Origin of the sequence: Planococcus wigleyi (genome assembly GCF_014836985.1) — a bacterium.
Lineage (GTDB): Bacteria > Bacillota > Bacilli > Bacillales_A > Planococcaceae > Planococcus > Planococcus notacanthi.
Genome location: NZ_JACSPU010000004.1, coordinates 368,056 through 383,642, shown reverse-complemented (window position 1 = coordinate 383,642; position 15,587 = coordinate 368,056). Strand labels below are relative to the sequence as shown.

Annotated in this window: 13 protein-coding genes; 12 read left to right on the top strand and 1 reads right to left on the bottom strand. The window is 48.6% G+C overall.

All coding sequences use genetic code 11. The features are described 5' to 3' along the window. Window position 1 precedes the first annotated feature (1 nt). The 12 genes from queA to dtd all read left to right on the top strand — a co-directional run bounded on the left by queA (window position 2) and on the right by dtd (window position 13,650). Window positions 2–1,054: a tRNA preQ1(34) S-adenosylmethionine ribosyltransferase-isomerase QueA gene (gene queA, locus H9630_RS13290; protein WP_191716071.1), complete on the top strand. Its 1,053-nt coding sequence runs from the start codon at window positions 2–4 to the stop codon at window positions 1,052–1,054. Next, a complete protein-coding gene (gene tgt / locus H9630_RS13285) occupies window positions 1,051–2,193 on the top strand; it encodes a tRNA guanosine(34) transglycosylase Tgt (protein WP_191715950.1) in 1,143 nt (380 codons plus the stop codon). Before queA ends, tgt begins: the two co-directional genes overlap by 4 nt. 42 nt (window positions 2,194–2,235) lie before the next feature. Next, window positions 2,236–2,511, top strand: coding sequence for a preprotein translocase subunit YajC (gene yajC / locus H9630_RS13280; protein ID WP_191715949.1), 276 nt, complete (start codon window positions 2,236–2,238; stop codon window positions 2,509–2,511). Between the two features lie 119 nt (window positions 2,512–2,630). After that, window positions 2,631–2,945 carry a post-transcriptional regulator gene (locus tag H9630_RS13275; RefSeq protein WP_191715948.1) on the top strand — a complete coding sequence of 105 codons (315 nt, stop codon included), beginning with the start codon at window positions 2,631–2,633 and terminating at the stop codon, window positions 2,943–2,945. 150 nt (window positions 2,946–3,095) lie between these two features. After that, window positions 3,096–5,369, top strand: coding sequence for a protein translocase subunit SecDF (secDF, locus tag H9630_RS13270; RefSeq protein ID WP_191715947.1), 2,274 nt, complete (start codon window positions 3,096–3,098; stop codon window positions 5,367–5,369). Window positions 5,370–5,445: 76 nt separating this feature from the next. After that, window positions 5,446–5,799, top strand: a complete 354-nt coding sequence (locus H9630_RS13265) for a LapA family protein (RefSeq protein WP_191715946.1) — start codon at window positions 5,446–5,448, stop codon at window positions 5,797–5,799. An 85-nt stretch (window positions 5,800–5,884) separates the two neighbouring features. Further along, a complete protein-coding gene (gene recJ, locus H9630_RS13260; RefSeq protein ID WP_191715945.1) occupies window positions 5,885–8,227 on the top strand; it encodes a single-stranded-DNA-specific exonuclease RecJ in 2,343 nt (780 codons plus the stop codon). Next, complete coding sequence (locus H9630_RS13255) at window positions 8,218–8,730, top strand: adenine phosphoribosyltransferase (protein ID WP_191715944.1); 513 nt, start codon at window positions 8,218–8,220, stop codon at window positions 8,728–8,730. Before recJ ends, H9630_RS13255 begins: the two co-directional genes overlap by 10 nt. 93 nt (window positions 8,731–8,823) lie before the next feature. Next, window positions 8,824–10,377 (top strand): glycoside hydrolase family 55 protein, encoded by a 1,554-nt coding sequence (locus H9630_RS13250; protein WP_191715943.1) that lies wholly within the window; start codon window positions 8,824–8,826, stop codon window positions 10,375–10,377. Window positions 10,378–10,402: 25 nt separating this feature from the next. Then, window positions 10,403–10,927: a type 1 glutamine amidotransferase domain-containing protein gene (locus H9630_RS13245; RefSeq protein ID WP_191715942.1), complete on the top strand. Its 525-nt coding sequence runs from the start codon at window positions 10,403–10,405 to the stop codon at window positions 10,925–10,927. A gap of 80 nt (window positions 10,928–11,007) precedes the next feature. Beyond that, window positions 11,008–13,200 carry a RelA/SpoT family protein gene (locus H9630_RS13240; protein ID WP_191715941.1) on the top strand — a complete coding sequence of 731 codons (2,193 nt, stop codon included), beginning with the start codon at window positions 11,008–11,010 and terminating at the stop codon, window positions 13,198–13,200. A gap of 9 nt (window positions 13,201–13,209) precedes the next feature. Then, a complete protein-coding gene (dtd, locus tag H9630_RS13235; RefSeq protein ID WP_191715940.1) occupies window positions 13,210–13,650 on the top strand; it encodes a D-aminoacyl-tRNA deacylase in 441 nt (146 codons plus the stop codon). Window positions 13,651–13,940: 290 nt separating this feature from the next. On the opposite strand, the gene H9630_RS13230 is transcribed toward dtd, so the two are convergent. Continuing rightward, a complete protein-coding gene (locus H9630_RS13230) occupies window positions 13,941–15,512 on the bottom strand; it encodes an SH3 domain-containing protein (protein WP_191715939.1) in 1,572 nt (523 codons plus the stop codon). Between the last annotated feature and the right edge of the window lie 75 nt (window positions 15,513–15,587).

Below are 15,587 nucleotides of genomic sequence, written 5' to 3'. Positions count from 1 at the left end.
ATTGAATGTACAAGATTTTGATTTTGAACTTCCGGATGAATTGATCGCCCAAACACCGCTGCTGGACCGTACGTCGAGCCGGCTACTGGTCATGAATAAAACCACCGGCAACACGGAGCACCGCCATTTCCGCGACATCACCGAGTATCTGCATAAAGGCGATACGCTGATCCTCAACGATACGCGTGTTTTGCCTGCACGCCTGATGGGTGTCAAGGAAGATACAGGAGCCAACATCGAATTGCTGCTGTTGAAGCAGATAGAAGACGATGTATGGGAGACGTTGGTCAAACCAGCGAAAAAAGTGAAAGTCGGAACCGTTGTTTCATTTGGAGAAGGTTTGCTGCGTGCTGAATGCACCGGCATCCTGGACCATGGCGGACGCCATTTCAAGATGATCTACGATGGCATTTTCTACGAAATTCTGGACGAATTGGGCGAAATGCCATTGCCGCCATATATCCGTGAAAAACTGGAAGACCAGGATCGCTACCAGACTGTTTTCGCGAAAGAGCGGGGAAGTGCGGCGGCACCGACAGCAGGGCTTCATTTCACCGATGAGCTATTGGAGGAAATCCGGGCAAAAGGAGTCAATATCGCCTTTATCACACTTCACGTGGGACTTGGAACATTCCGGCCGGTATCAGTAGATTCGATTGAAGACCATGAAATGCATTCGGAATTTTATCGCATTACACAGGAAACGGCTGATTTGATCAATCAAACAAGAGCACAGGGGGGACGCATCATTTCGGTCGGTACGACTTCGACGCGCACCTTGGAATCCGTTGCCCAGAAATTCGGAGGCGAGCTGCAGGAAGACAGTGGCTGGACCGATATCTTCATTTTCCCAGGCTATGAATTCAAAGCGATCGATGGGTTGATCACCAATTTCCATTTGCCGAAATCGACGCTCGTTATGCTCGTCAGCGCATTGTCGAACCGTGACCATATTTTGAACGCTTATCAACAAGCTGTAAATGAACGCTACCGTTTCTTCAGTTTCGGAGACGCCATGTTCATTGAGCCACAGAAAAAGGAGACTCACCAATGACAGCAGCAGTAACCTATGAACACATCAAAACCTGCAAACAGACCGGCGCGCGCCTGGGCATTGTCCACACACCGCACGGTTCGTTTGAAACCCCGGCATTCATGCCCGTCGGCACGCAAGCGACGGTCAAAACCATGTCACCTGAAGAGTTGAAAGCCATGAACGCCGGCATTATCCTCAGCAATACGTACCACTTGTGGCTGCGTCCCGGCAATGATGTCATCAAAGAAGCAGGCGGCCTGCATAAATTCATGAACTGGGACCGTCCGATTCTGACGGATTCCGGCGGGTTTCAAGTGTTTTCACTAAGCGAATTCCGCAACATCAAAGAAGAAGGCGTCCATTTCCGCAATCACATGAACGGCGACAAGCTGTTCCTGAGTCCGGAAAAAGCGATGCAGATCCAAAATGACCTGGGTTCTGACATCATGATGGCTTTTGACGAATGCCCGCCGTTCCCGGCGACGCATGAATACATGAAAGCCAGTGTCGAACGCACGTCCCGCTGGGCAGAACGCTGCCTGGAAGCGCATGCCCGCAAAGCGGACCAAGGCTTGTTCGGCATCATCCAGGGCGGCGAGTACGAAGATCTTCGCAAACAAAGCGCTCAGGATCTGGTGTCACTTGATTTTCCAGGCTATGCCATCGGCGGATTGTCCGTAGGTGAGCCGAAAGATGTCATGAACCGTGCGCTTGAGTTCACAACGCCGTTGATGCCTGCCAACAAACCGCGTTACCTGATGGGCGTCGGATCTCCTGATTCGTTGATCGACGGCGCTATCCGCGGCATCGATATGTTCGATTGTGTCTTGCCGACGCGCATCGCCCGTAATGGAACATTGATGACCAGCACGGGCCGATTGAACATCAAAAATGCGGCATTTAAACGTGATTTCGGACCGATTGATGAGAAATGCGATTGCTATACATGCAAAAACTATTCGCGCGCCTATGTCCATCACTTGATCCGAGCAGATGAAACATTCGGAATTAGGCTTACTAGTTATCATAACCTGCAATTTCTGTTAAACTTAATGGAACAGGTGCGTCAAGCGATTCGCGAAGACCGTCTGGGAGATTTCCGCGAAGAATTTTTTGAAGCATACGGTTTCAATAAACCCAACGCTAAAAATTTCTGAGTTTGTACGAGAATAGAGAAAGTGAAAGGGGGAAAATGAATAATGGAAACTTTAATTGCGTTATCACCTTTACTATTAATGTTCTTGCTAATGTGGTTTTTCATCATCCGTCCTGCCCAAAAACGTCAGAAGGCAACGGCAAACATGCAGTCCGAATTGAGACGCGGCGACCGCATCGTTACAATCGGCGGATTGCACGGACTTGTGGATGCAGTTGACGATGCAACTGTCTACATCACAGTAGCGGATGGCACGCGCATGCAGTTCGAGCGCCAAGCAATCGCGAAAGTAGTGGAATCAGCGAAATCGACAATCTAAACAAGTAAAGGAACGCCTTCGACTGTGAAGGCGTTTTTTTCATGATTAAATAATATTTTATTCTAAATTTTCCAGTTGCGAGGTACAATGGATACAGTACATCGGAAAGGAGTATACGCATGACGAGTCACCCTGAGCAATTCGAATTCGTTCTGCCGGCCCTTCAGAGCAAACGCAGTGAATTTCATCATTTTGAATACGATACGTTTACAGAACAAGACTTATGGGAATTTTGTGTGAAGAAAAAATGGCGAAAAAAAGATATAGAAACCATGCATCTCTATGAAATGATCAATGACATCATGGACATGACCGCTTCCGACTTTTTGGCTTATCACCAAGTGGAGGGTTTAAAAAAAGCGCGCTGGAACGATGACAGCACACTTGAGAACATCGAACATCTTTTGAGGCCGTCCCCGAAAAAAACGAAGTAAAATAACCGATGAACATTTCATCGCTCAAGCAGATTGCTTTTGTTGATTCGATCTTTTATTCAACTCATGTCCAGTTGCATTTGACAGCAATCAGCGGCTGTTTCATAATGATAGTGCTGTGTTTTACACACCCGAGGAGGAAGTTTACATATGAAAGCAAGAGGTCGCATTATCGCCTTTTTCTTACTGGTTATTGTACTGATAGGAATCATTGGCACCACAAGTTTACCCATCGCTAAAGACATTCGGCTAGGCCTGGACCTGCAGGGCGGCTTTGAAGTGCTCTACGAGGTGGAAACCTTAGATGGCAAGGAAGTTACGGAAAAAGTACTGACGGATACAACAGATGCGTTGATGAACCGGATCAACGTATTGGGTGTCAGTGAACCGGTCATCCAGATTGAAGGGGACAACCGGATCCGTGTCCAATTGGCGGGAGTAGAAGATCAGTCTTCAGCGCGCGAATTGCTGTCGACTGAAGCGAATCTGACTTTCCGTGATGCACAAGATAATTTGCTGCTTTCCGGAAATGACCTGAAACAAGGCGGGGCGACCGGAACGTTCGATCAGAACGGCAATCCGATTGTCACACTGGAATTGAACGATCCCGGCAAGTTTGCGGAAGTGACGGAAGAAGTTTCCCAAATGCCGGCACCGGATAATGTGCTGGTCATCTGGCTTGATTTTGAAGAAGGCGTGGATTCCTTTGCGGAAGAACGCATGAAGGCAGACCCGAAATTCGTCTCGGCACCGAGTGTGCAGCAACGGATTTCATCACCATCCGTTGAAATTTCGGGGGCGTTCACTGTGGAAGAAACACAGAACCTGGCAGGAATCTTGAATGCCGGTGCGTTGCCGGTAAGCTTGACGGAAATCTATTCGACTTCTGTCGGAGCCCAGTTCGGTGAACAGGCACTCGACCAGACCATAGTCGCTGCAGCAGTCGGTATTTCACTGGTTCTGCTGTTTATGCTGGTTTATTACCGCTTGCCCGGAATGGTGGCAGTCGTCACCTTATCGACCTATGTGTACCTGATCTTGCTGGTGTTCGAATGGATCGGCGGCGTTCTGACTTTGCCGGGAATCGCAGCAATCATGCTTGGTGTCGGGATGGCAGTTGATGCCAACATCATCACCTACGAGCGGATACGCGAAGAAATGCGTGTCGGCAAATCGGTTCAAGAAGCGTTTAAAGTAGGAGCTCGCTCTTCTTTCTCCGCGATTATCGATGCCAATATTACGACGCTGCTGGCAGCTATTGTATTGTTCTATTTCGGAACGAGTTCCGTGAAAGGATTTGCAACGCTGTTGATCATTTCCATTCTGGTCAGCTTCCTGACAGCTGTATGGGGATCTCGCCTGTTGCTTGGGCTATGGGTCCACAGTGGTGTGCTTGACAATAAATTCGGTTTGTTCGGTTTGAAGAAATCGACTATCCATGCAAGAGAAGAAGGGTTGGAAATCACAGACCTTTCAACACGCTTTGACCGTTTTGATTTTGCGGGCCACCGCAATAAATTCTTCTTGGCTTCGATTGTCCTGATCATTGCAGGAATGGCCGTAATCGGTGTGTTCCGTTTGAACTTGGGCATCGACTTCTCCAGCGGTACACGTGTGGAAATCGCATCAGAAGCGGCGTTGTCGAAAGAGGAAGTGCAGACTTTCCTGGACGGCGCAGGCTATGAAACGGAAGATATCGTCATTTCGGGTGATGCATCCAATATCGGCGTAGCCCGGTTTAACGAGGAATTCAGTCAGGAAGAAATCAATAGCCTGAAAGCGGTCGCTGCCGAAGAATTCGGTGCAGAACCGAATATTTCGACCGTGTCGCCTACAGTAGGCCAGGAACTGGCTAAAAATGCATTGTATGCGCTGGCGATTGCCGCTCTCGGCATCATCATCTATGTAGCCTTCCGTTTTGAATGGCGCATGGGTGTAGCCTCGGTAGTGGCATTGATTCACGATGCATTCTTCATCGTTGCCGTCTTTAGCCTATTGCGGCTCGAGGTGGATATCACCTTTATCGCGGCAGTTCTGACAATTGTCGGGTATTCCATCAATGACACGATTGTGACATTTGACCGAATCCGGGAAAATATGAAACGTATGAAGAAAATCGATTCTTTCGAGCAGTTGGAAAAGGTGGTCAACGTATCGCTTCGCCAAACGCTTGGCCGTTCAGTCAATACGGTATTGACCGTGGTACTGGTGGTTATTGCGCTATTGATCTTTGGCGCGCCATCGATCACCAACTTCTCCATCGCCTTATTGATCGGTTTGATCGCGGGAACTTACTCTTCAATCTTTATCGCTGCCCAGCTATGGCTGGTACTGAAAAAAGGCGAGTTGAAGAAAAAAGGCCCGATCGACATCGAGAAGAAAGAGCAGGAAAGCAAATGGGGTTCTGACGAGCCTGTTGTATAAGTTTAGAGTTGAAATGGAACAGGGTATAGTTACTATGACCTTGTTCCATTTTTTTATTTTGAGAGGAGAATCCACAATGAAGTTACAATGGCTTATTTTAATTGGACTTGTATTTGCAGTAATTATTGCGGTGTTCGCCGTTGTCAACGTTGACGAAGTGCCTGTCAATTACGTATTTGGTGAAGCTGAATGGCCATTGATCCTGGTTATCCTGGCATCGGCATTGCTTGGATTTTTGCTCAGCGGTGTGTTGGCGATCATCCGCAACTACCAGATGCAACGTAAAGTAAAGGCGCTGCAAAAAGAAATGGCGGTCAAAGAAAACTTGATTGCCACACAGCAAAATGAAATTGGGGAGTACCAGAAAGCCGGTGTAGTGCCGGAAGCCCAGGTCGTCACCAACGAAGAACAGACTAAAGAGCAATTCTGAAAAAATGAACCTTTCGGTGTAGTTGCCGAAAGGTTTTTGTCTGTGAATTTTTGCTGTATAATGAATCGGTGAGGAAGTGATACAGATGATTGAATCCAAAAAAAGATGGCGTTTGACGACGCCCGATGAACAGACAGTTGAGGAAATCCGGAAAGAATTGAATATATCGTCCGTATTGGCAAAAATTTTAGTGACGCGCGGACTGAATACTCCAGAAGCAGCCCGTACGTTCATGGAAATGGACGTCAGCGGCATACATAATCCATATTTGATGAAAGATATGGATGTGGCAGTCGAACGGATCCGTGCAGCCATCGATAAGCAGGAAAAAATTGTTGTCTATGGCGACTATGATGCGGATGGCGTTACAAGCACGACTGTCATGATGACTGTGTTGCAGGATTTAGGGGCTGATGTGTCCTTTATGATACCGAACCGATTTAAGCACGGATACGGTCCGAATACGGAGTTATTCCAACAGGCGTATGACAATGGCACAAAACTGATTGTGACTGTCGATAACGGCATCTCAGGCATTGAACAAGTCGATTTCGCCAATGGATTGGGAATGGACGTCATCATCAGCGACCACCACGATATCGGGGAGGCTTTGCCGAACGCGCTGGCGGTAGTCCATCCGCGCCATCCGGAAGGCAATTATCCGTTCGGAGAGTTGGCCGGTGTCGGCGTGGCATTTAAAATGGCACATGCCTTATATGAAGAAGTTCCTGATCATTTGATTGAACTGACAGCGATCGGTACGGTGGCTGATTTGGTTCCGCTTCACGGTGAAAACCGGTTGTTCGTCAAAGAAGGCTTGGCCGCATTGATTGATTCGCCGAGTCCTGCGATTGCCGCGTTATGTGAAGTGGCGGGCATCAAGCAGCAGGACATTACGGAAGAAACGATCGGTTTCATGTTCGGCCCGCGCATCAATGCCATCGGCCGTCTGCAGGATGCGGATCCGGCTGTGCAGATGTTCCTGACTGATGATGCAGCAGAAGCGCGTTCACTGGCTTCCGGTCTGGACGTATTGAATAAAGAGCGTCAAGCCATCGTCAAGCAGATTTCTGAAGAAGCGATGCAGCAAGTGGAGCAGCGCTATCCGAACGGTTCACCACGTGTCATCGTGGTGGCTCAGGAAGGTTGGAATCCAGGAGTTGTCGGCATTGTTGCTTCGAAACTGACAGAGAAATTCTACCGTCCGTCGATTGTCTTGTCGCTGAATCCGGAAACCGGAAAAGCAAAAGGTTCTGCCCGCAGCATCGATGGTTTTCATTTGTATAACGAGCTCGCCAAGAACCGGGACATTCTGCCTCATTTTGGCGGGCACCCGATGGCAGCCGGTATGACCCTAGAAGCGAAAGATGTCGACGAATTGCGCGAACGGCTCAACAAACAAGCTGAAACCAGCCTGACGGAAGAAGACTTGCTGCCGGTCGTGGAAATTGATATTCCACTCCGTTTGGATGAAATCGATATTGCAGCCATCGAATCCATGCGTCTTTTAGCGCCATACGGCATGGGCTTTGCCAAACCGAAGTTTTATCTGGAAGGCGTTAAAGTGGCATCTATCCGAAAAATCGGAGCCGCGCAAAATCACTTGAAGATGGAATTGACGCAGCATGCCGCTTCACTGGACGCTGTTGGTTTTGGTATCGGACCGGTCGGTGACGAGTTGACCCCTGATGTCAAGATCGACGTGATCGGTGATTTGCAGATCAATGAGTGGAACGGCCGCAAAAAGCCGCAGCTGATGGTGGAGGATGTCCGCACGGATCAATGGCAATTGTTTGATATCCGCGGCATCCGCCAAGTGTCGCGCTGGTCGAAGCTGATTCCTCAGGAAAATCAGGTTTACTTGGCTTTCAAAGATGAAACGCCGGCACTTTTCCAGTCATTCCTGCCGCAGCCGATCTGCATGGCTTCTCAATTGGATGAACTTCCCGGCAACAAACATCACTTGGTGCTGTTGGACTTGCCGGAATCGGAAGAACAATTGGCTGAAGTGCTGGCAAAATTGAAGCCGAAGCGCATCTACGCACATTTCCATGCCAAGGACTCTCAGTATTTTGAGCAGATTCCGACCCGTGAACAATTCAAATGGCTGTTTGCTTTCATCAAAAAACGCGGTACATTCGATTTCAATAAACATTGTGACGAACTGGCAAAACACAAAGGTTGGACGCGGGATGCATTATTTTTCATGCTGCAGGTGTTTTTTGAACTCGGTTTTGTTACACTTAACAATGGCGTTACCGAGATTGCACAATCGCCGAGCAAAAAGGATTTGTCGGAAGCGCCGATCTACAAAAAGCGCGAACAGCAGATTGCCCTGGAGCAGAAGCTTTTGTATGCGTCTTATAAAGATTTAAAAGAGTGGTTCGATGCGAAAGTGTCTGCCAAGGAGGAAGAAATATGGATTTGAAGAAGTACATCACTATTGTTGAAGATTGGCCGAAACCAGGAATCCAGTTTAAGGACATCACTTCGTTGATGGACAATGGAACTGCCTATAAGTATGCAACAGACCAGATCGTTGAATACGCAAAAAAAGTAAATGCTGAAATTATTGTAGGACCGGAAGCACGTGGATTCATCATTGGATGTCCAGTTGCTTATGCACTTGAGCTTGGCTTTGCCCCTGTCCGCAAAGAAGGAAAATTGCCGCGCGAAGTCATTCGTGCACAATATGGCCTTGAATACGGATCTGATGTGTTGACTATGCACAAAGACGCCATCAAACCGGGACAGCGCGTCCTGATCACTGATGACTTGCTTGCTACAGGCGGAACAATCGGCGCGACAATCAATCTGGTTGAAAAACTGGGCGGAATCGTCGTCGGCTGCGCATTTTTGATCGAACTGACTTATTTGGATGGCCGCAAGAACTTGAACGGCTATGACGTAACGACTTTAATGCAATATTAATAACGAATCTCTTCGCCTTTTGGGGCGGGGGGATTTTTTTCTAGCATCAAGGGTATGGATACATAATAACTGGATTGTGGAGGTGACGGGAAAATGAAACTGGAAAAAGATCACGACCCCCGATTAAATGCTGCATGGATCAGCCGATACTTGGACGATCGCACACCTCTTGAAAAAATTACCCGCGAAACTGAACAATTCTTTACAGCCATCAAAAAGGATTTTGCCCTCAGCGAACACGCACGGCGAAAAATGACGTTCACCGAAAGATTGTGGTCTTTTTTTGCTGAACCGTTCTCGATTGAAGATGAGCACAATTTTGGAACAAAAGTTGAAGGAAACCAGGCAGTGCCGGAATGGAAAGATCGGTTGGATGCCGAATACCGCAAACTTGGTGCGACGATTCAGCGCCGTGTCAATGTTCGGGATTACGGAGCTGTAGGAGACGGAGAAACGGATTGTACAGAAGCATTCAAAAAAGCTTTCGGCGCCGGGGCCGTGGAAGTGAAAGTCCCTGCAGGCGTTTTTGTAGTGGAGGGTTTGCGCTTGCCATCATGGACCCGTTTGGTCGGAGCAGGAAAAGGGCGTACCGTTTTAAAACTGCATCCGAAAGCTTCCCGAAAAACCCGGTTGCTGACCAACCGTAATTATGTATCCGGCAACCGCAATATTGCCGTGGAAAAACTGACTTTGGACTGGAATGTCGAGCGTCTCGGTGACATTGAAATGACCAGTGCTGGGGGGAACTATTCCAGTTGCCTGACCTATGCCCATGTCACATACGGTTGGGTCATAGACGTCGATGCGCTAAACCCAGGGCTTCATTGCTTCGATATTACGGCTTCATTATATAATTATGCAGGAGACGGATTGCGCGGGAAACGCGGCAGCCGCTTTGTCTGGCTGGACGGGGTAACGGGGTCAGGATTCGGCGATGATGGGCTGACGACGCATCACAGCGACTATATTTTCGTCTCCAATTCTCATTTCAGCGATCCGAGCGGACGGGCACATAAGCGTGGATTCTCCAACTCCAATGGTTTTGAAGTGGATGATGGCTCAAGACATGTCTGGCTTTCCGATAATTCCAGCACGCGCTGCTTTGGCGGAATTGAAATTAAAGCCCATGCCAATTCTTCTGCTGCCTCTGGTGTCCATATTTCAGGGCATCTGTCGGTCCATGACAACCGTTCGTTCAATTTCCGTCATATCGGCCACCACAAAAAAGAAGATCCCGAATCGCGTTCGGCTTTCAACATCCGCGCTCAGCGGCTGGTGTCGATCGAACCGATCGAAACTCCCCTTTATGAAGGGTCTACGCCCCGCTCGCTGGTTGTTTCAGGCTACCGCAATGTTGCCATCAACCGTTTTCTGTTTGTCGGAAACCCGGATTACGATTATAAACGGCAGCCGGCAGCCGCTATTCAATACCGGGCTGCCTGTGTTTTGCTGGCCAATGGCGTCGTGAGGGACTTCACGACCGCTGGAGCAGACTTATCGATTGCAGGAGGCGAACAAAGCGCGCGAAATGTCAGGGTTCAGAATCTTGTCAGCCTGGCTTCAGCGGAACAGGCTGTAACTGTCGGCAGAGGCAGTGAACTGGTGCAGCTCGAGGACATCAGAAAGCGCAGTTCTCATTTATGGTGAATCGATACTAAAAGGAGGAAATACCATGAGGTTAGCTGGAAAGAAAGTGCTTAGTTTTGTTCATCATGAATTTGAAGATTTGGAACTTTGGTATCCGATTTTAAGGCTCCGCGAAGAAGGTGCCCATGTCGACATTGCCGGGGAAGAAGCGGGCGTCAGTTATATCGGCAAATATGGCGTTCCTGCAAAATCCGACATGACATACGGGGAAGCTCTTGCCAATCAATACGACGCAATTTTGGTTCCCGGCGGTTGGGCACCTGATAAAATCAGGCGTTTTCCTGAGGTTTTGGAAATGGTTTGCCATATGGACGACCAGCAAAAGCCAATCGGCCAAATTTGCCATGCTGGTTGGGTACTTATTTCCGCCAATATTTTAAACGGCCGAAAAGTCACCAGCACACCAGGCATAAAAGACGATATGGTCAACGCCGGCGCGGAGTGGCTGGATGAACCGGTCGTCGTCGATGGGCACTTGGTGTCAAGCCGCCGGCCGCCGGACCTGCCGGATTATCTCCGTGAATTCATTAAAGTGATTGAGAACGGCTAACAAAGCTTTACATTTAGCCACTTTGTTTTTTATAATAGAAAGATATACTTTTGGAAAAATTTAAAGCAAGGTGGGCAATTATGGCGAAAGATCTAGTGAGAACAGCTGAAGATGTATTCGAGATGGTTGCGTCTTATATGAATGCCGAACATGTGAAAACGATTAAGAAGGCGTATCAAGTTGCGTACGATGCCCACATGGGACAGTTCCGTAAATCGGGAGAACCTTATATTGTGCATCCGGTGCAGGTGGCTGGAATCCTTGCAGAATTGCAAATGGACCCAGCTACCGTAGCAGCGGGCTTTTTGCATGATGTGGTAGAAGACACGGAAGTCAGCCGTGAAGACATCGTCCGTGATTTCGATGAAGAAGTGGCAATGCTGGTCGACGGCGTGACCAAGCTGAGCAAAATCAAGTATTTATCAAAAGAAGAACAGCAAGCGGAAAACCACCGCAAAATGTTTGTGGCGATGGCACAGGACATCCGTGTCATTTTGATCAAACTGGCTGACCGCCTGCATAATCTTCGGACACTGAAATACCAGTCTGTCGAAAAGCAACGCATCAAAGCAAATGAGACACTGGAAATCTTTGCTCCGATTGCGCACCGCCTTGGAATCAACACCATCAAATGGGAATTGGAAGATACCGCGCTGCGTTACTTGAATCCGCAGCAGTATTACCGGATCGTCAATTTGATGAAAAAGAAACGGACCGAACGGGAAGAATATTTGAATAACGTCATGGGGGAGATCCGCACGCAGCTCGACGAAGTCGACATCAAAGCGGATCTTTTCGGGCGGCCGAAACACATTTACAGCATCTACCGGAAAATGGCGATGCAAAACAAGCAATTTAATGAAATCTATGATTTATTGGCAGTCCGCATTACGGTCGAAAGCATTAAGGACTGCTACGCAGTGCTGGGAATCATCCATTCCACGTGGAAGCCGATGCCGGGCCGTTTCAAGGACTACATCGCCATGCCGAAGCAGAACCTGTACCAGTCGCTTCATACGACGGTCATCGGGCCTCAAGGGGATCCATTGGAAGTGCAGATCCGTACAGAAGAAATGCACCGGATTGCCGAATACGGGGTAGCAGCACATTGGGCTTATAAAGAAGGCAAAACCATCGACAAACCGAAAAGTTCCGTCGATTCGCGCTTGTCATGGTTCCGGGAAATTTTGGATTTCCAAAATGAATCCGATAACGCCGAAGAATTCATGGAGTCGTTGAAATACGACTTATTTTCCGATATGGTCTATGTCTTTTCGCCAAAAGGCGACGTCATCGAAATGCCGGCTGGATCTTGTCCAATCGATTTTGCTTACCGTGTCCATTCGGAAATCGGCAATAAAACCATCGGCGCCAAAATAAACGGCAAGATGGCACCGCTCGATACCGAATTGCATACAGGGGACATCGTTGAAATTTTGACGTCCAAGCAATCTTTCGGACCTAGCCGCGATTGGCTGAAAATCGCTAAATCGACACAGACCAAAAATAAGATCAAGCAATTCTTCAAAAAGCAATTGCGTGAAGACAACGTCCAAAAAGGCCGCGATTTGATCGAGAAAGAAATAAAATCGCAGGAGTTCCCAGTGAAAGAAGTGCTGGCCAACGAAAACATCAAGCGCGTCTGCGAGAAGTTCAATTTTGCGGGCGAAGACGATATGTACGCGGCGGTCGGCTTTAACGGCATCACGGCACAGCAAGTCGTCAACCGATTGGCTGAAAAAATGCGCAAAAAGCGTGAGCAAGAAGAAGCCATCGAGAAAATCACCGTTGAAATGAAATCCAACACACCGAAAAAACAAACGGAATCAGGTGTCATCGTCAGAGGCATCGACAATATGATGATCCGCTTGTCCAAATGCTGCAACCCGGTGCCAGGAGACGATATCATCGGGTTCATCACCAAAGGCCGCGGGGTATCTGTACACCGCACCGATTGCCCGAATATCCATGCCGATGAAAACGATCGGCTGATTCCGGTTGAATGGGAAATCGACGGCGCAGGGGATAACAAATCCTATCAAATCGATATTGAAGTCCAGGCATACGACCGTACCGGTTTGATCAATGAAGTCATGCACATGGTCAGTGAAACGAAAACGACCATCACCGCAGTGAGCGGCCGTGCGGACAAAGACAAGATTGCAACGATCAACCTTTCCATTATGATTCCGCATATCACACACTTAAACCGTGTCGTTGAACGGATCAAATCGATCCCGGATGTGTATTCGGTCGAGCGTGTGACGAATTAAGGAGGCACTATGAGAGTAGTTCTGCAACGTTCTAAAAAAGCATCAGTGACAGTCGATGGCGATATAACCGGAGCCATCAGTTCCGGATATGTGCTGCTCGTCGGCATCACTCATGAAGATACAGAAAAAGACGCTGATTATCTGGCCGGCAAAATTGCGCAACTTCGCCTGTTTGAAGACGAAGAAGGCAAAATGAACCGGTCGATCCTCGACAACGGAGGCGAGATCCTGTCGATCTCCCAGTTCACGCTCTACGGCGACGTCAAAAAAGGACGCCGGCCAAGTTTTACATCAGCTGCGCGGCCGGAAACGGCTGAACCGCTTTGGCAGGCCTTTAACGACGCTTTGCGCCACCAAGGTCTCGTAGTCGAAACGGGCGTCTTCGGCGCTATGATGGACGTCCAATTGGTCAATGATGGCCCGGTGACGATTTTAGTGGAGTCTAAATAGAAAAATGTTGAGAAGTACGGGCGAAATGGCCTGTGCTTCTTTTTTTCGCTTGGATATAGGCGAATCCTGGGGTATACGCACGGATTGTGGCCGGATACGCTCGCTTTTTAAGAAATACGCACGTTCATAGGAAAATGCGCACGTTCAACAGATTTTGCGCACGTTCAACAAGAAATACGCACGCAACGCAAAAATGCGCACAAAAAAAGCGCGGAGAAAAATTCTCCGCGCTTTTTTATCCCGCTTTTCTTCAGTGGAGGATGAAGAATCCCACTAATTAAAGTCTCTCTTTATTCGCCTAATTGGGCATCGAAATAATTGATGACGCCGGTGTAGAGGCCTAGCGCCGCTTGTTCTCTGAATTGATCGGTAGTCAGGACGCGTTCTTCATTGAAGTTGCTCAGGAAGCCAAGTTCGACAAGAACGGCGGGCTGCCGGTTTTCACGGAGCACCAGGTAGTTGCCGCGTTGGACGCCCCGGTCATGCAATGTCAATTTACCGCCAAGACCGGCATTCAGGTATTCGGCCAATTCTTTTTGGTAATCCTGCTGGTAATATGAGGTGAATCCAGAAATACTGCTGTCTTCAGTGGCATCGTAATGGATGCTGATAAAAGCATCTGCTCCAGCTTGGTGGCTTCCAGCTACACGTTTGCGGAGATCCACGTAAGTATCGGATTGCCGCGTCATGACGACTTCAGCACCTGCCGCGTTCAAATGGTGGGACAGGATTTCAGCTGTTTTCAGCGTCAATTCTTTTTCTTCTGTTTTGCGGACGCCGACTGTGCCGCCGTCATTTCCGCCATGCCCCGGATCAAGCACGATGGTGACGCCGTTCAACGTGCCTTTTTTGCGGTCAGGCACGTCTTTTTGTTCTTTTTCAACAATTGCTTCTTCTGCTGATACAACCCATTCAGCCACAAAGGCTTTTTGGCCGTCCGGCAATGAAACGTGGTACCATTCGCCTTGTTTATCGATCACCGCTAATTCGTCGCCGGCATTCGCGCGGCTGGCAACTTCGGATGCAGTCGTTGCCTCAGTCCGCAGATTCGTGCCGTCGGTTAGGATTGTGACAGACTCATTGGTGTCATTCGTTACCGTTTCTGCGGTCTGATCGGACAATTGGCCATGAAATGCATAGACCCAGCCGTTTTTGTCTTTGGCCAATTGGATCTCAACCCAATTGCCTGCCATGGAAACGACAGGGAAAACTTCACCTTTATTGACCGTCTGTTGAATCTTCGAGCTGAGGTCGGGTTTCGAGCGGACATTTAATGCACTGACAGCAATTTCAAAAGAGGCGACTTTGGAAAGTGCATCTTTTTTCTCTTCCGGCTTTTCTTCGTCAGCCGGCTGCTCTTTTTTCACTGCTTCGTCGGTGACATTCAAATACTGTTTGGACACGAACCCGCGTGTGTTGCGGAAGTCGATTTCAACCCAGTCACCGGCTGTGCTGATCACTTGGGCTTCGTCGCCGGCATTCATTTTCGTCAATACGGCCGCCGAGAGGTCAGCCTGCGCACGGACATTCAAGCCATTGACGGATGAAACGGCTGTCTGGCCGGCGGCTGTCTGTTCCTCGCCTTCGCCGGTCGTTAGCCAAGAGGCGATCCAGCCTTCTTTGCCATCAACCTGAACTTCCAGCCAGTCACCTTCTTTTGAAAGGACAGAAGCGGTCTGCCCCTGTTCCAAATCACCGGTTACGCTGTAAGACAGGCCAGGGCCTGAGCGGATATTGACAGTGGTGCCGGTAATTTCGACAGAGCCATTGTCAGCGGATACATGGCCTTGGTTAAGCGGCGGAAAGCTGCCGGCTATGAATAAAAAGAATAATATAAGTACGATTAACCATTTGTGCCTCATTCAATACCTCCTAAAACAAAGTTCTCTACAATAGTATCAAAAAACTGACGCCTTGTGTCAAAAAGGTTGACAAGC